The sequence below is a fragment of the Arcobacter siniprincipis (SeqCode) genome, from assembly GCF_048571125.1.
Lineage (GTDB): Bacteria > Campylobacterota > Campylobacteria > Campylobacterales > Arcobacteraceae > Arcobacter > Arcobacter siniprincipis.
Map to the genome: position 1 here is coordinate 2189948 of NZ_CP182343.1, position 17253 is coordinate 2207200.

Annotated in this window: 20 protein-coding genes; 13 read left to right on the forward strand and 7 right to left on the reverse strand. The window is 28.9% G+C overall.

The window, feature by feature from the left end:
- The first annotated feature begins 23 nt into the window (after positions 1-23).
- From ACNI3D_RS11020 to ACNI3D_RS11060, 9 genes are all read left to right on the forward strand, one after another.
- Entirely contained in the window at positions 24-1733 is a 1710-nt protein-coding gene (locus tag ACNI3D_RS11020; protein WP_129101890.1) for an ABC transporter ATP-binding protein, read from the forward strand.
- Between the two features lie 55 nt (positions 1734-1788).
- Positions 1789-2850, forward strand: coding sequence for a quinone-dependent dihydroorotate dehydrogenase (locus ACNI3D_RS11025; protein WP_419767032.1), 1062 nt, complete (start codon positions 1789-1791; stop codon positions 2848-2850).
- Between the two features lie 70 nt (positions 2851-2920).
- Positions 2921-4201 carry a M16 family metallopeptidase gene (locus ACNI3D_RS11030; protein WP_419767033.1) on the forward strand — a complete coding sequence of 427 codons (1281 nt, stop codon included), beginning with the start codon at positions 2921-2923 and terminating at the stop codon, positions 4199-4201.
- Entirely contained in the window at positions 4182-4646 is a 465-nt protein-coding gene (locus ACNI3D_RS11035; RefSeq protein ID WP_419767034.1) for a globin domain-containing protein, read from the forward strand. Before ACNI3D_RS11030 ends, ACNI3D_RS11035 begins: the two co-directional genes overlap by 20 nt.
- A 9-nt stretch (positions 4647-4655) precedes the next feature.
- Positions 4656-5543, forward strand: coding sequence for a 4-hydroxy-tetrahydrodipicolinate synthase (gene dapA / locus ACNI3D_RS11040; protein ID WP_419767035.1), 888 nt, complete (start codon positions 4656-4658; stop codon positions 5541-5543).
- The gene (locus ACNI3D_RS11045) at positions 5543-6322 is read left to right on the forward strand and encodes an enoyl-ACP reductase (RefSeq protein ID WP_375724166.1); all 780 of its coding nucleotides are present in this window, start codon (positions 5543-5545) and stop codon (positions 6320-6322) included. Before dapA ends, ACNI3D_RS11045 begins: the two co-directional genes overlap by 1 nt.
- Positions 6322-6864 carry a CDP-diacylglycerol--glycerol-3-phosphate 3-phosphatidyltransferase gene (pgsA, locus tag ACNI3D_RS11050; RefSeq protein ID WP_375724167.1) on the forward strand — a complete coding sequence of 181 codons (543 nt, stop codon included), beginning with the start codon at positions 6322-6324 and terminating at the stop codon, positions 6862-6864. Before ACNI3D_RS11045 ends, pgsA begins: the two co-directional genes overlap by 1 nt.
- Positions 6865-6873: 9 nt before the next feature.
- Positions 6874-7926, forward strand: a complete 1053-nt coding sequence (gene rseP / locus ACNI3D_RS11055) for an RIP metalloprotease RseP (RefSeq protein WP_419767036.1) — start codon at positions 6874-6876, stop codon at positions 7924-7926.
- Between the two features lie 8 nt (positions 7927-7934).
- Entirely contained in the window at positions 7935-8615 is a 681-nt protein-coding gene (locus ACNI3D_RS11060; protein WP_375724169.1) for a YggS family pyridoxal phosphate-dependent enzyme, read from the forward strand.
- 7 nt (positions 8616-8622) lie between these two features.
- On the opposite strand, the gene ACNI3D_RS11065 is transcribed toward ACNI3D_RS11060, so the two are convergent.
- The 6 genes from ACNI3D_RS11065 to ACNI3D_RS11090 all read right to left on the reverse strand — a co-directional run bounded on the left by ACNI3D_RS11065 (position 8623) and on the right by ACNI3D_RS11090 (position 13073).
- On the reverse strand, positions 8623-9171 hold the full coding sequence (locus ACNI3D_RS11065; RefSeq protein WP_419767037.1) for a hypothetical protein: 549 nt from the start codon (positions 9169-9171) through the stop codon (positions 8623-8625).
- Positions 9172-9250: 79 nt separating this feature from the next.
- The gene (locus ACNI3D_RS11070) at positions 9251-9958 is read right to left on the reverse strand and encodes a ZIP family metal transporter (protein ID WP_375724171.1); all 708 of its coding nucleotides are present in this window, start codon (positions 9956-9958) and stop codon (positions 9251-9253) included.
- Position 9959: 1 nt separating this feature from the next.
- The gene (gene trpC, locus ACNI3D_RS11075) at positions 9960-10751 is read right to left on the reverse strand and encodes an indole-3-glycerol phosphate synthase TrpC (protein WP_419767038.1); all 792 of its coding nucleotides are present in this window, start codon (positions 10749-10751) and stop codon (positions 9960-9962) included.
- Positions 10748-12007: a tetratricopeptide repeat protein gene (locus ACNI3D_RS11080; RefSeq protein ID WP_375724173.1), complete on the reverse strand. Its 1260-nt coding sequence runs from the start codon at positions 12005-12007 to the stop codon at positions 10748-10750. Before ACNI3D_RS11080 ends, trpC begins: the two co-directional genes overlap by 4 nt.
- Positions 11983-12366 carry a YkgJ family cysteine cluster protein gene (locus ACNI3D_RS11085; protein WP_419767039.1) on the reverse strand — a complete coding sequence of 128 codons (384 nt, stop codon included), beginning with the start codon at positions 12364-12366 and terminating at the stop codon, positions 11983-11985. Before ACNI3D_RS11085 ends, ACNI3D_RS11080 begins: the two co-directional genes overlap by 25 nt.
- Positions 12363-13073, reverse strand: coding sequence for a tRNA1(Val) (adenine(37)-N6)-methyltransferase (locus ACNI3D_RS11090; RefSeq protein ID WP_419767040.1), 711 nt, complete (start codon positions 13071-13073; stop codon positions 12363-12365). The genes ACNI3D_RS11085 and ACNI3D_RS11090 overlap by 4 nt, the downstream gene beginning before the upstream one ends.
- Positions 13074-13230: 157 nt before the next feature.
- Between ACNI3D_RS11090 and ACNI3D_RS11095 the strand changes: the two genes are divergently transcribed.
- Genes ACNI3D_RS11095 through ACNI3D_RS11110 form a run of 4 tightly spaced genes read left to right on the forward strand, consistent with a single transcriptional unit; the run spans position 13231 to position 16080 of the window.
- Positions 13231-13545 carry a 4Fe-4S dicluster domain-containing protein gene (locus ACNI3D_RS11095; RefSeq protein WP_013135938.1) on the forward strand — a complete coding sequence of 105 codons (315 nt, stop codon included), beginning with the start codon at positions 13231-13233 and terminating at the stop codon, positions 13543-13545.
- 2 nt (positions 13546-13547) lie between these two features.
- Positions 13548-14678: a 2-oxoglutarate synthase subunit alpha gene (locus ACNI3D_RS11100; protein ID WP_419767041.1), complete on the forward strand. Its 1131-nt coding sequence runs from the start codon at positions 13548-13550 to the stop codon at positions 14676-14678.
- Position 14679: 1 nt separating this feature from the next.
- Positions 14680-15513: a 2-oxoglutarate ferredoxin oxidoreductase subunit beta gene (locus tag ACNI3D_RS11105; RefSeq protein WP_375724177.1), complete on the forward strand. Its 834-nt coding sequence runs from the start codon at positions 14680-14682 to the stop codon at positions 15511-15513.
- Between the two features lie 9 nt (positions 15514-15522).
- Positions 15523-16080: a 2-oxoglutarate:acceptor oxidoreductase subunit OorC gene (locus tag ACNI3D_RS11110; RefSeq protein WP_419767042.1), complete on the forward strand. Its 558-nt coding sequence runs from the start codon at positions 15523-15525 to the stop codon at positions 16078-16080.
- A gap of 170 nt (positions 16081-16250) precedes the next feature.
- Here the strand turns inward: ACNI3D_RS11110 and ACNI3D_RS11115 are convergent, their stop codons facing one another.
- Entirely contained in the window at positions 16251-16910 is a 660-nt protein-coding gene (locus ACNI3D_RS11115; RefSeq protein WP_419767043.1) for a hypothetical protein, read from the reverse strand.
- Positions 16911-17253 lie beyond the last annotated feature (343 nt).

A 17253-nucleotide genomic window follows, 5' to 3' on the forward strand; every position in this document is an offset into this window, starting at 1 on the left:
CATTACAAAAATTTAGGAATTTAATGAGAGAATTTTTTAAACAATACATACCCTATTATAAAAATTATATTTTAAAATTTTTCTACGCTTTTATTGGTATGTTATTAGCTGCTGGTGGAACTAGTGGGAGTGCATATGTTGTCAAACCCTTATTAGATGAAATATTTATTGCAAAAAATGCTGAAATGTTACAGATTATTCCTTTTATGGTTATAGCATTATATTTTGCTAAAGGTTTTGGGGGCTATATTCAAGCATATTATATATCTTATATTGGACAAGATATTGTAAGAATCGTTAGAGATAAACTATTAGCTCATGTATTAACTTTAGACATTGATTTTTTTCAAAAAAAACATGGGGGAGAATTAATTTCTCGTATCACAAATGATATAAATAGAATTCAATCAGCGGTTTCAAGTCAAATTGCTGAAATTATTAGAGAAAGTATGACAATTATTGCCTTAATAGGTGTTGTTATATACCAAAGCGCAGAATTAGCATTTTATGGTTTAGTTGTACTTCCAATGGCAATTTACCCACTTACAGTGCTAGCTAAAAAGATGAAAAAACTATCATTTAGATCTCAAGAATCAAATTCTGATATTACTTCTAATTTAAGTGAGACTTTTAACAACATAGAGATAATAAAAGCAAATTCAACAGAGTTTTTAGAAGCTAAAAAATTTCAAGCACATAATAAAAACTTTTTTAATATAAATATAAAAGCTGTAAAAACAAATGAACTAGTTTCTCCTCTTATGGAAACATTAGGTGCAATTGCACTTGCAGTAGTAATAATTGTGGGAGGGAAAGAAGTAATAGAAGGTGAACTAACAGTTGGTTCATTTTTCTCATTTATGACAGCATTATTTATGTTATACACTCCTATAAAAAGATTATCAAGTTTATATAATAAAATGCAAAATGCCTTAGCTGCGAATGAAAGAGTTAATGAAATATTTAATACAAAAGCAACAATTTTAAATGGAGAAGACTTATTCCCTCAAAATATTGAAACAATAGAATTTAAAAATACTCAACTGAAATATGATGGTTTTACAGCACTAAAGAATATAAATTTAAAAGCCTCAAAAGGTGAAAAAATTGCTTTAGTTGGAGATAGTGGTGGAGGAAAATCTTCATTGGTAAATTTAATTATTAGATTCTATGAAATAAGTGAAGGTGAAATACTTTTTAATGACAAATCAATAAAAAATATTGATATAAAATCATTAAGAGATCAAATATCAATTGTCACACAAAGAGTCTATATTTTCAATGATACAATTTCTCAAAATGTAGCTTATGGACAAGAACTTGATGAACAAAGAGTTATTGATGCACTTAAACAAGCCCATGCTTATAACTTTGTAATGTCACTTGAAAATGGAGTTCATACAAAACTTGATGAATTTGGAACAAATTTAAGTGGTGGTCAGAGACAAAGAATAGCAATAGCTAGAGCTTTATACAAAAAACCTCAAATACTTATTTTAGATGAAGCAACTTCAGCCCTTGATAATGAAAGTGAATCTATTATCTCAGAAGTTATTGATGAAGTAAGTAAAGACAAAATCACATTTGTTATAGCACATAGATTAAGTACTATTAAAAGTGCAGATAGAATTGCTGTATTTAAAGATGGAAAAATAGTTTGCCAAGATACAGAAAAAGAACTATTAAAAAATTGTAATGAGTATCAACGACTTCATAACCTAGCAAATATTTGATAAAGAAATATTTACAAAGTTTTAGATAAAATATCTGATTAGAAAAAGGAAAAAATTGTTTAGCTATAACACATTAAAAAAAGTATTATTTAAATTTCAACCAGAAACTGCACATCATCTTGCTGAATTTGGACTAACAAAATTGCCTTATTGCCGAAGTTTAAACAACTATATGGTTAATAAAAATTTTATATTTGACCATAAATTATCTCAAGATATTTTAGGCATTACTTTTAAAAATCCTGTTGGTTTAGCTGCTGGATTTGACAAAAATGCTACGATGATAGAATCAATGATGGCTTTAGGTTTTGGCTACACTGAAATTGGGACTATGACGCCAAGAGCACAAGATGGAAATCCAAAGCCTAGAATGTTTAGATATCCAGAACAAAAAACAGTTCAAAATGCTATGGGATTTAATAATAAGGGTTCATACGATGTAGCTAAAAATCTTAGAAAAGTTTTTCCTTATACTATTCCAGTGGGTGCAAATATTGGTAAAAATAAAACTACACCTGAAAATATGGCATTAAGTGATTATAAGATTTTAATAAATAAATTTAAAGATATAAGTGATTATTTGGTTATAAACATTTCTAGTCCAAATACACCAAATCTTAGAGATTTACAAAATGAAAAATTTATAACAGAACTTTTTACGATGGGGAAAAAGCTTACAAATAAACCTATATTTTTAAAAATAGCTCCAGATATGGAAGCTAAAACTGCTGTTGATTTATGCAAAACAGCTATAAAATCAGGAGCTGCTGGTATTATTGCCACAAATACAACTATTGATTATGATTTACTTCCTGGATGCCAAAGCTTTGGTGGACTAAGTGGTGCTGTTTTAAGTGAAAAGTCATATGAATTATTTAAAGAAATAGCTAAAGAGTTATTTGGGAAAACTATTTTAATATCTGTTGGTGGTATTTCAACACCTGAAGATGCTTATAGAAGAATCAAAGCAGGTGCTTCACTTATCCAAGTATATTCTGGACTTATATTTGAAGGTCCATCAATGGTTAGAAAAATAAATGAAGGAATTTTAAAACTGCTTGAAGAAGATGGTTTTTCAAACATTAATCAAGCAATTGGTGCTGATTTAAAAAAATAAAGAGGATTAATAAGTGATTAAATTGATATTGATACAATTCTCACTTCTATTTATATTCGCAGGAGAATTAATGAGTAATAGCTTACCAAAATATTTTACAAAAACTTTAGACAATGGATTACAAATAGTTGTAATACCTATGAAAAATGGTTCAAATGTTGTTTCAACAGACATTTTTTATAAAGTTGGAAGTAGAAATGAAGTTATGGGAAAAAGTGGAATAGCACATATGCTTGAACACCTAAACTTTAAATCAACAAAAAACCTAAAAGCTGGTGAATTTGATGAGATAGTAAAAGGATTTGGTGGAGTAAATAATGCTTCTACTTCATTTGATTTTACACACTATTATATAAAATCAAGTTCAAAAAACATGGGTAAATCATTAAAGCTTTTTGCAGATTTGATGGAAAACTTAACATTAAAAGATAAAGAGTTCCAACCTGAGAGAAATGTAGTAGCAGAAGAGAGAAGATGGAGAACAGATAATAATCCAATGGGATATTTACAATACAGACTTTTCAATAATGCCTATATTTATCACCCATATCATTGGACTCCAATTGGATTTACAGATGACATTAAAAATTGGACAATAAAAGATATTAGAGATTTTCATAGTACTTATTATCAACCAAAAAATGCAATTGTAGTACTTGCGGGAGATATATCTAAAGATGATGCTTTTAAATCAGTTAAAAAATATTTTAAAGATATAAAAAATAAAAAAGATATCCCATCAAAAGTTTATACAGTTGAACCTAAACAAGATGGTGCAAAAAGAATTATAATAAATAAAGATTCCCAAGTTCAAATGTTAGCTATGGCATATCATATACCTAACTTTGAAAATAAAGACCAAATAGCCCTATCAGCTCTTAGTGAGCTTTTAAGTTCTGGAAAAAGTTCTATTTTAGAAAAAAGACTAATAGATGAAAAAAGATTGGTAAATTCAGTATATGCATATAATATTGAACTAAAAGATCCTGGATTATTTATATTTATGGCAACCTGTAATGAAGGTGTAAAAGCCCAAGATGTTGAGAAAGAGATATTAGAAATAATAAAAGAGATAAAAGAGGGAAAAATTTCACAAGAAGATTTAGAAAAAATAAAAATAAATACAAAAGCTGATTTTATTTTTTCACTTGAAAGCTCTAGTTCTGTAGCTTCATTATATGGAAGTTATTTTGTTAAAGATAATATTAAACCTCTATTTTCATATGAAGAAAACATTCAAAACTTAAAAATAAAAGATATTGTAAAAGTTGCAAAAAAATATTTACAAGAAGACAATTCAACAACTTTAATTTTAAGAAAGGATGGCAAGGATGGATTACAAGATAAGTAAAACAACCTTTGGAGAAAAGCCTCATTTTGAGTTACCTAAGCCTTTGTTTTACAAAGAATTAGGAGAAAAGGGCTTAGTTGAGCTTTTTAATAGGTTTTATGACTTATTAGTGGAAAGTGACATCTCTAATTTTTTTCCTCAAGATGAAAAAGAGTTAGCAAAAGTCAAAGCACATAATGTAAAGTTTTTTATAGAAGCTTGTGGCGGTCCAAAGTATTATTCAGAAGAAGTTGGTCACTTTGATATGATGAAAGCCCATGAACCTTTTTCAATAACTGAAAAAGCAAGAACAGAATGGCTTGGTTGTATGCAAGAAGTACTAAAAGATGTTAAAATTTCAGAAGAAGCAAAAAAAAGTTTTTGGGAATACTTAGAAAAATTTTCAAAACATACAGTAAATGTAGATACTGGAATCAAATTACCAGAAGATATAGTAAAAGTATAAAGGAAGTAAATGAATATAATTACCGGGGCAATGACAGCATTAATCACTCCATTTAAAAATGGAAGAGTTGATGCTGTTTGCTATGAATATTTAATCAAAAGACAAATAGCTCAAGGAATAGATGCAGTTGTTCCTGTTGGAACGACAGGAGAAAGTGCAACTTTATCACATAATGAACATAAAGAGTGTATTGAAATTGCAGTTTCAGTTTGTAAAGGAACAAATGTAAAAGTTATAGCAGGAGCTGGTTCTAATGCTACACATGAAGCTTGTGATATAGCAAAACATGCACAAAATGTTGGAGCACATGGAATATTATCTGTTGCTCCATATTATAACAAACCTATGCAAGAGGGACTTTATCAACACTACAAAGCAATTGCCGAGTCTGTTGAAATTCCAGTTATGCTTTATAATGTTCCAGGAAGAACTGGAGTTGATATTGAAGCAGATACTGCAATTAGATTATTTGATGATATTAAAAATATCTATGCAATCAAAGAAGCAACAGGAAGTCTAGAGCGAGCAATTGAATTAAATGCAAAAAGAGCTGACTTTTGTGTAGTTTCTGGTGATGATCTTATTGATTTTCCTATGCTTGCAAATGGTGGGAAAGGTATTATTTCAGTTACTGCAAATTTACTTCCTAATTACAAAAGTAAATTAGTAAAAAGTGTATTTGAAGGTGATTATGAAACAGGAAGAGCTATAAATAATGAACTATATGCACTAAATAAACTTATGTTTTGTGAAAACAATCCAATACCAATAAAAGCGGCTATGTATATTGCTGGATTAATGGATACATTAGAGTATAGATTACCACTTACAAAACCAAGCTTAGAAAATATGAAAAAAATTGAAGAAATAATTAAAAATTATGAGGTAATAAAATAATGAGTAGTGAGATGAAGGGAAAAACATTAGTAATTTCTGGTGGAACAAAAGGTATTGGAAAAGAGTGTGTTTACAAATTTGCAAGTAATGGTATTAATGTAGCTTTTACATATAATTCAAACAAACAGTTTGCAGAAGATATTTGTAAAGATGTAGAAGAAAAATATGGTGTAAAATGTAAAGCATACCCTTTTAATATCTTAGAACCAGAAAAATATAAAGAATTATTTTTAGAAATCGATAAAGATTTTGATAGAGTTGATTTCTTTATCTCTAATGCTATGATTTATGGACGAGCAGTTGTTGGTGGATATGGTAAATTTATGAAACTAAAACCAAGAGGATTAAATAATATCTATACAGCAACAGTAAATGCTTTTGTTTGTGGTGCACAACAAGCTGCAAAAAGAATGCAACAAATTGGTGGTGGAGCAATAGTTAGTTTAAGTAGTACAGGAAATTTAGTATATATTGAAAACTATGCAGGTCATGGTACAAATAAAGCTGCTGTTGAAGCTATGGTTAAATATGCTGCAAATGAACTTGGTGAATATGGTATTAGAGTAAATGCAGTTTCTGGTGGTCCAATTGATACAGATGCGCTAAAAGCATTTACAAACTATGAAGAAGTAAAAGCAAAAACTGCTGAATACTCTCCATTAAATAGAATTGGTCAACCTCAAGACTTAGCACAATCATGTTATTTCTTATGTACAAGTGATGCATCATGGATTACAGGTCATACTCTAATCGTAGATGGTGGGACAACATTTAGATAATGACAAAAAAATTAAATCTGCCTAATGCCTTAGCACTTTTAAGAATAGCATTAGCACCATTAATGTTGTGGTTTTTAGTTGATAGAGATTCAGCAATCTTTTCTACTTGGCATCCCTCTTGGCTTGATTATTTTGCTGGACTTATTTTTGTAATAGCTTCAGTTACAGACTTTTTTGATGGATATATAGCAAGATCTTGGAATCAAATAACAAAACTTGGTGGTATATTAGATCCGCTTGCAGATAAAATGCTTATGCTTGCAGGATTTGTAGGGCTTGTAGCTATAAATAGAGCAAGTGCATGGGCTATATTTTTAATACTTTCAAGGGAGTTTTTTATAACAGGACTTAGAGTTGTTGCGATTGGTGAAGGTAAAGATGTAGCCTCAACAATGGCAGGAAAAATAAAAACCGTAGTTCAAATGATTGCTATTGGTTTTTTAATTATGAATTGGCCTTTTGGAACTGAGTTACTTTGGTTTGCAGTTATATTAACACTATATTCAGGATATGAATATATAAGAGACTATTTTAAAAACTAAAGGATATTTGTGGGTACTATAACTTTTTTACTTGTTCTTTCATTTTTGGTATTTTTCCATGAATTAGGACACTTTTTAGCAGCACGATACTTTGGAATAAAAGTGGAAGTATTCTCAATTGGTTTTGGAAAAAAACTTTATTCTAAACAGTGGATGGGAACATCTTGGCAGTTTGCATTAATCCCTCTTGGTGGTTATGTTAAAATGAAAGGCCAAGATGATACAAAACCAGGTCTTGTAGAAGCGGGAAATGATTCATATAACAACAAAAAGCCTTGGCAAAGAATTATAATACTTTTTGCTGGTCCTTTTGCTAACTTTGTACTTGCAGCTATTTTATATTTTACAATTGCAATGATTGGGGCAAATGCTTTAAGTCCGACAATTGGTCAAGTTGTAGCTAATTCACCTGCTGCAAAAGCTGGATTAAAAGTAAATGATGAAATTTTAAGAATAAATAATACAGATGTAAAACAGTGGAATGAAGTTGGAAAATATATTGTACAGTCAAAAGGTGCTCTTCAATTTTATATTAAAAGAGATGGTGCAGTTATTACAAGAATCATAAACCCACATATAAGTGATAGTGAAAATATATTTAAAGAAAAAATCAAAAAAAGAATGATAGGTATTGCCCCTGCTCCAAAAGTAGTAAAATTAAATTTATCTCCAATTGAAGCCTTAGGTTTTGCCTATGATACAACTGTAGAATCATCAAAAATGATTTTTAAAGGTGTTCAAAAATTAATCCAAGGTGTAATTCCAAGTAGTGAAGTTGGTGGAGTAATAACAATTGGAAAAGTAATTTCAGAAGCTAGTCAATCAAGTATTATTGCATTATTAACAATTACAGCTCTTATTTCAGTGAACTTAGGAGTTTTAAACCTTCTTCCAATACCAGCCCTTGATGGTGGACATATTATGTTTAACCTTTATGAAATAATTGCAAGAAGAAAACCAAGTGATAAAGTATTTATGTACTTGACTGTTGTGGGATGGGTAATTCTTGGTTCTCTTATGCTTTTGGGTATTTATAACGATATCAGTAGATTATTAAAGTAGGAGAATAAATGTTAACAAAACAGTTAGCTGTAGAAAATTTAGACAAATTAATAGAAAGAGTTGAGGCTGCAAGACTTCAAGTTTCTCATCATCACATAGTAAAAATCATAGCTATTAGCAAATATAGCCAATCAGAAGAAGTAGCAACTTTGTATGGTGCAGGTCAAAGAGCTTATGGTGAGAATAAAGTGCAAGATTTAAAAGATAAAATGGAAAAACTTGAAGAGTTACCATTGGAATGGCATTTTGTTGGAAGACTTCAAAAAAATAAAATCAATAATTTGATTGATTTAAATCCAACATTGATTCAATCAATTGACTCTTTAGAATTAGCAATTGAACTTAACAAAAAACTAGAAGCAAAGAATAAAAAGATAAATGCCCTACTTCAAATAAACTCAGCTTATGAAGAATCAAAAGCCGGTGTTATACCAGAAGAGGCAATTGAAGTTTATAAAAAGATAATTGATACTTGTCCAAATATAACTTTAAAAGGTGTTATGAGCATTGGGGCTCATGTTGAAGATGAAGATATTATAAAAAAATCTTTTGAAACAACTAAGAAAATCTTTGATGAATTAGCACCATTTGGAGCAAAATATTGTTCTATGGGGATGAGTGGAGATTTTGAATTAGCTATTGCATGTGGTTCAAATATGATTCGAGTAGGTTCAAGTCTATTTAAATAGACTTGAGTTACATTTTCTTATTTTTTATACTTAGAAATGATTTTATAACACACTTCATTCTCTCTTCTATATCACTACCATCTTCATCCATATAATCTGTTTGTATTTTGTAAACTATTTTTTTATCAATTTTAAATTCAAATACTAAATATCCAGCAAAAAAGTTAGATTTTGAACCTTTTTTATTTTTATCTTTTTTATCATTTTCCGAAATATAATAATCAATCAAAACTTTTTTATCTGTGTTTACTATTTTCTCTTTTGGGATATATTTTATTAAAATAGAATCTGCTTTTCTTACATCATAGAATTCTTTTAAAATAGAAGGCATAAAAACTGAATAATTTATCTCTGATTTGATTATATAATTATCTGATAGGAGTAAATCTTGGGCAAGTGATATTTTTCCAGGTGAATAAATTGATTCAAAAGTTACAGTTTTTTCTTGGCACTCTACCCTTTTACTTTTAGGATCATTTTTTGTCATATTTTCAAATATTCCATATGCAAAAAATAAGATAATAGTAGAAATTGTTAAAACTAATATTTTATTCATAAAAAACCCTATGTATTTAAATAAGGTTAATTATAAGAGTTTATTGTTAATTTAATGTTAAAAAATCTATAAGTTTTACTTATATTATAGATTCACCTAACATGCCAATTATAAATCCAAAGTTTACACCAATAGCAATTAATTTTCTTTTTTTATATTGCAATAATGGTGCAATATCTTGAAAGATAATATACATAATTCCACCCGCTGAAAAAAGCATCAAAGAAGAAGTAATCAAAATCTTATCTTCTAAAAATACATAACCTAATAGGGAAAAGATGAGTCCAACAAAACTTAAAATAAATAGTATTAAAAGTGCTTTATAAGATGAGTGTTTTAGTTTTTTTAGCTCAGTATATGAATTAAATGATTCTGGTAAGTTTTGTAAGGCTATAAAAATAGAGAGTAAAACTCCAACTTTATGGTTATAAACAAATACAGCACCTAAAGCTATAGATTCTGGAATAAAATCCAACAACATAGCTATTACTTGTGGTATTTTATATCTGTACTTTTCAATTAACTTATCAAAAAAGAAAAAAGAAAGTCCACCTAAAATAAAAAGTGAAGTACTTAGTAAAACAGGCAATTCTAACATCCCATCAGGGACTAAAACAAAAGAGATGGCAGAAAGCATTATTCCTGTTGAAAAAGCTATTAAGTAGTGAATAATAAGCTCTTTTAACTCTTTATTATGTACTCTATTTTCAAAATAGTATGAAATCAAACCACCAATAAAAACTGTAGAACCAGCTAATAGAGAAAATAGAATAATTTCATAAATCATGTTAGTTTAGTGAGTTTTTAAACTTTTTCAACTCTTCTTCTATACTTGGAACTCTCATAAAATGTTCACCTATTAGAAAAGCATCTGCACCTATTTCGCTTAGATTTTTTATTATTTCAGTACTACTTACTCCACTTTCTGCAACGATAATTTTTCCATTTGGAATCATAGGTATTAGTTTTTCACAAAGACTCATATCCATCTCCATCGTTTCGAGGTTTCTATGATTAATTCCTACAATATGTGCTCCACATTTCATTGCTTTTGTTAAATCTTCTTTATCATGAACTTCAACTAATACTTCTAATCCTAAGTGAAGGGCATACTCATATAACTCTTTTAAATCTTTAGTTGATAAACTTTTTGCAATAAGAAGTATAAAATCTGCTCCATAAACTAAAGCTTCCACGATTTGATACTTATCTAAAATAAAATCTTTTCTAAGAAGTGGTGTTGGTACATATCTTCTTATTTGTGTTAGATATTCTAAATTTCCTTGGAAATAGTGAGGTTCAGTTAAAACAGAAATAGCATTTGCTCCATTTTTTGAATACTCTTGGGCAATAGATACTGGATCAAAGTCTTCTCTTATAACTCCCTTACTAGGGCTAGCTTTTTTAACTTCAGCTATGATTCTAATTGGTTCTTCTTTAGTTGATGTAATATATGGTTTTACATCTCTTGGAGCATATGGATTAGAGCTTAAACTTCTTCCTAATAATTCTAAAGGTATCTCTTTTTTTCTTCTTTGTACATCTTCTAAAGTTCTCTTATTTATTTCATCTAAAATCATTTTTTACTACACTCCTTAATTTTCTTCCAATGTAATTTAATCTCACTATCACTTAGTCCTACTTCATCAACTACTTTTTTCATGAATTTATAAGCAATTTTGCAATTTCCTAATTTGTAATTTCCCCAAGCTTTTGAATCAATATATGCAATATTATTTGGTGCTTTTTCTAATGCCTTATCAACATAAATAAGACCTTTTTTTACATCAACATCATAATCAATTAGTATATATCCTAAATAGTTTTGATAAACATGATTATCCAAAACCGTCAATACATCATTGAATTTTCTAATAACATTATCTAAAACTTTTTTCTTATCTGGTGCTGTCTCAAATTCTAAAATAGCAATTTGAGCCAATAAATCAACATTACCATCTTGTTTATATAGTTTTCTCACTAATTTTAGGGCTTTTAGTGGTTGATCAGTTCTTTTGTATAAACTCACTAATTTTACATCATCTACTTTTTCTTTTTCTAAAAATTTTATTGCTTCATTTATATCTTTTTTCTCTAAATATGCAATTAAAACTTTATATGTTTTATTAGCCATATCTTCATCATCTTCATTTTTATATGTTTGATATGATCTTTTTAAAACTGAAATAATACCATCTACATTATTTTGTTCTTGATAAATAGATACTAATTTTGGGCAAACTGATGAATCACATCCAAATAATCTAACATGGGTTTCAAGATAAGCTAAAGCTTCTGGCTTTTTGTTTAGATATGCATATAAAATATTTACAAGATTAAGAAGTGTATTTGAACTATTATTCATAGAATATGAAGTTTCAAAATATGAAGCTGCTTTTGTATAATCTTTTTTTACAAAATAAACATTTGCCAAAACTTCATAGTTTAGAGCACTTTTATATTTAGTTAAAAGTTTTTGTGCCACTTCTAAGGCTTTGTCTGTTTGATTTAGATTAAGTAATGAAACACAATATATTCTTAAAATAAGCTCTTGTTCTTTTACATTATCGCCAAGATGATTTTGTACTTTTTTTACAATATCTTTAAAATGACCTGTTGCCAAAGATGCTCTTAAATATCTTATATAATATTCATAGTTATTAGTATTGTCATATAATTTTTCATACAAAAATCTAGCTTGATTTGTATTACCTTGTCTTTCATATTCTAAGGCATATACAATATATAAATCTTCATTAAAATCTTTATCTACTTCTTTTGCAAACAAAGAACTTAGAAAAATAAATATTATTAAATATCTTTTATAGCTGGACACTCTTCTTTTACCTCATTAATTCTTGTTTTAAAATAATCCCAAAAAGGGAAAGTTCTACACTGTTTTGGTCTTGCTTCATATACAGAACACTGTCTTTTTTCCAAATCAAAAAAGACACAAGCATAATTATTTTCAGCCAACCTTTTTTCATTGATTGTATACTTATACCCTACTTTTCTTAAAAACTTATGTACTAACTCATCTACTTCTATATTTAAAAGTTTTGCCAAATCTTCTTGTTCAGTTTTATTTATCCAAATATAACCGCTCTCACCTATGCAACAGTTTCCTGCACAAGTGTCACAAGCTTTTGGATTAAAACCATAGGGAAAATCATCTTGTTTTATTATTTCATTCATATATCAACTTTTATACTGTGTGTTGAAGATACTTTATAAATACCTTGAACCTCTTTTGTAAAATCTTTTTCATCAAATACAATAAGCGGACTTAAGATTCGCATCAAAGATTTTGAATTTTTTCTTGCATAAATCAATACTAAAGTAGCATCTTTTCCAAGCTTTGGATGCACAAACTGCATCGACTCAATATTTAACTTATACTCATTTAAAAGGTGCATAATATCATTTAACTGCTTAACATCATAACAGAAGAAAAACTTACCGTTTTGATTTAATACTTTTGAAGTTTTTGATATAAAATCAACCAAAGGCATAGAGTCATTATATCTTGCTATTTTTATATTTTCATTTTCTGTTTTTACAACATTTGTATGATAAAAAGGTGGATTTGAAACACAAATATCAAAAGTTTTATCAAAACTAATATCTTGATATTTACCTTTGTATATTTTTGATTCTATTTTATTATTTTTAGAATTAATCTTTGTTAATTCTTGAAATTTATCTTGAACTTCACATTGATTTAAATTTAACCTTGGATTATCCCTAGCAACTAAAAGTCCCAATATCCCACTTCCACTTCCTATATCTAAAAGTTCACCTTTTATGTTTTTAAAGATTTTTAAATTTGTATTTATAAAATGATGTAAAAAGTGAGTATCACTATTGTAACAATATCCATCTTGTGGTTGATATAGAAGCAAATAAAGCCTTTTTTATTTTTTTGTATTGTACTAAAAACTCTCTAATAATGCTTTGAATTAAAATCACAATTACTTATATAATATATTTAGCCTATATTAGATACCATTTTAATATATATTTTAATGTTTTTATTTAATAAAAACAAAAGGAGATAAAATGACTTCAATGGAAACTCCACTTAATACACCAGTTTGGATTGATGCAAAAAGGTGTAAAGCATGTGACTTATGTGCTTCTGTTTGTCCTGCAGGTGTTCTTGCTATGACATATGATTCTACTTCGACACTTGGTTCAAAGGTTAGAATCATATCAAAAGAGTCATGTATTGGATGCGGTGATTGTGAATATGCTTGTCCTGATTTTGCAATAAGTGTAGCTACTAAACATGAGTACAAGTTTGCAAAACTAACAGAAGAGTCAAAACAGCGAGCTAGAATACTAAAAGAAAACAATTACAGAATCAAGGATTAAGAATGTCAAGAGAACTAATATGTACAGGAAATGAATTAGCAGCTATTGCATCTGTTGATGCAGGATGTGAGTTTTTTTCTGGATATCCTATTACTCCCTCAAGTGAAGTTATGCATACACTTTCAGATTTGCTTCCAGCCTCAGGTGGTGCTGCTATTCAAATGGAAGATGAGATTGCAGGGATTTGTGCAGCACTAGGTGCTTCAATGAGTGGAAAAAAATCACTGACAGCTACAAGTGGACCAGGTATTTCACTAAAGGCTGAAAATATTGGTCTTGGATTTATAGCAGAAGTTCCCCTTGTAATCATAAATGTTATGAGAGGAGGACCATCAACTGGACTTCCTACTCGTGTGGCACAAGGTGATATTTTACAAGCAAAAAATCCTACACATGGGGATTATAACTCTATTACTTTATGTGCAGGAAATTTATCTGAGTGTTATACTGAGACAGTTCGGGCATTTAATTTAGCTGATAGATTTATGCAACCTGTATTTGTGTTACTAGATGAAACAATTGGACACATGAGTGGAAAAGCGATTGTTCCTACACTTGAAGAGATAAAAAAGAGTATCTTTTATAGAAAAACTTTTGATGGTAATCCAGAAGACTATGAGCCATACAATGTAGCAGCTGATCAACCAGCAGTTTTAAATCCTATGTTTAAAGGCTACAAATATCACTACACTGGACTTCACCATGATTTCAATGGACATCCAACTGAAGATGAAACAATGTGTGAAAATCTAATAGAGCGATTATTTAATAAAGTAAATGCCCATATGGATGAAATAGAATCATATGAAGAGTATATGTTAGATGATGCAGATATTATGATTATAGCTTATGGGTCACTTTCACTTTCAGCAAAAGAAGCTGTAAATAGACTAAGAGAAGAAGGTATAAAAGTAGGACTTTTTAGACCAATAACACTCTGGCCAAGTCCAGCTAAAAAAATCAAAGAGCTATGTGATAGATTTGATAAAGTATTAGTTTGTGAACTAAACCTTGGACAATATATTCAAGAGATACAAAGAGCAAGCCAAAGATTGGAATTCGATACTTTGTTTAAAGCAAATGGTAGACCAATAGCTCCACTTGAAATAATCAAAAAAATCAAAGGAATGTAAGATGGCTTTTAATTATGACAAATATTTACGAATAAATAAAATGCCAACTTTATGGTGTTGGGGTTGTGGTGATGGGGTTATTTTAAAAGCCTTAATTAGAGCTATTGATGAACTTGGTTGGGATATGAATGATGTATGTGTAGTATCAGGAATTGGTTGTTCTGGAAGATTTTCTTCTTATATGAACTGTAATACAGTTCACACTACTCATGGAAGAGCAATAGCCTATGCCACAGGTATCAAAATGGCAAATCCAGACAAACATGTGATATGTGTAACAGGTGATGGAGATGGTCTTGCAATTGGGGGTAATCACACAATTCACGGATGTAGAAGAAATATAGATATTAATCACATAGTTGTAAATAACTTCATCTATGGTCTTACAAACTCACAAACAAGTCCAACAACTCCTCAAGGAATGTGGACAGTTACTATGAAAAGAGGAAATATCGACCCTACTTTTGATCCTTGTAAACTTGCAATTGGAGCAGGAGCTTCTTTTGTAGCAAGGGAGAGTGTAACAGAACCTAAAAAACTAGAAAGACTACTAAAAAATGGTCTAAGTCATAAGGGATATAGCTTTTTTGATATCTTTTCAAACTGTCATATAAACCTAGGAAGAAAAAATAAAATGAATTCAGCTATGGCAAATCTTGATTGGATAAAAGATATAACCGTTCCAAAAAATAAATTTGAAAAACTAAGTGATGAAGAAAAAGTTGGAAAATTTCCAACAGGTATTTTAAAACAAGATGAAGATGCCAAAGAGTATACAGACCAATATGAAAAAGTAAAAACAGCTCAAAAAAACAAAACTGCTGTTGAATTTTAAGGAACTAATATGAGTAAAATATTGATGAGATTTACAGGTGTTGGTGGTCAAGGAGTTTTACTAGCAGGAGCAATCTTCGCAGCTGCAAAAATCAATGCAGGTGGATATGGGCTAAAAACTGCCACATATACTTCACAAGTAAGAGGAGGAGCAACTGTTGTTGATATAACACTAGATGACAAAGAAATCCTATACCCATACGCAAATGATGGAGAGATAGACTTCATGTTATCAGTTGCCCAAGTTTCATACGACCAATTTAAAAATGGCGTAAAAGATGGTGGAGTAATAGTAATAGAGCCAAACCTAGTAAAACCTACAGAAGAAGATAAAAAAAGATGGAAAATCTACGAAATTCCAATCATCACAATAGCAAAAGAAGAAGTAGGAAATGTAATCACCCAATCAGTCCTAGCCCTAGCAATTGCTAACTTCATGACAGGACAAAGTATAGATAACAAAATCTTAAGAGAAACAATGCTTTCAAAAGTACCAGCAAAAGTACACGAGATAAATAACAAAGCCTTTGATTTAGGCTTGGAGTATGCTAGACAAGTATCTAGTTAAATAATTTTAAGTATGTTAGATACTCTTATCTAACATACCAATTCAAGTATAGGTATATTTTTTATGCCAATTATAATGGCTTACCTATTCTTCAAAGTTTGGAGCTTCTTATGAGCTTGATTTATTTGTAATTAAATATCCTGTCCCTAGAATTTTCATAATATTCCTTTCTATTTACTTGGTATTAAAAATGCTTTTTTTTCAATTTTAGTAAAATCAGTATTCATATATTTTTTAAAATATAATTCAACCTTTTGTTGAGATTTATTATCTAATAACCTATAAGATATACTGGAAATTTTATCTCCGTTATGCATAATGAATAAAATATTATCTACTTTATTTTTTTTTGTTAAAATATATAGATATAAATTAGAACAACATACTGAAAATAAATAAATAGGGAAAAGTATTATTAAAAAAAGTTTATTATGAGCAAGCACTTTACCTGATACATTATTGCTTTCTAAAATATAAATTTTTTTTATTTTATTACATATAATTTTATAATTTAAAATCTCTACTAAAATATATTTTTCATAAAACTTAATTTTTCTTTTTTCTTTTTTTAGATTATAAATTATGATAAAAAATAGCTGATATATAAAAAAAGGTAAACTAATATAAACAGCTAATCGCCCTAGTCTTCCATCATCACTAATATTTGATAAACTAAATCCATTCCAAGCATAAAGAAATAAAAAAATTGTCAACATTAATATTGTTATATATAACCTAAAAATAATATACCCCTTATCTTCTATCTCAAATAAAAAACCATTTTTATCAGCTATCAATTCTATTTGTTTATTTTCAATTTCTTTATTCATAACACATTTCTTTTGTCATTTTCATAAAGTCTACTAATAAAAATTAACTCTATTTTATCTTCCAAAGTTTCCCTACCATAAATTGTTATTTGAAATTTAATAATTCTTGTTTTATACCTTCAAAACATAAAAGGATATAATTATTATATATAAATTATAATTTTTATTCATTAAAAAGCTATCACTAATGTATATAAAACTCATATTTTATTCAAGTTCAAGGCAGACAAAAGTTTTTTAAAGGAGCTTACTAAAGTAAGGAAGTAGGAGAAAACTTATGCCTAAAGGCATAAGGAAATTTCACGCGTGCAAAAAACTTGCAGTCGAACGCAGAAATGTGCAA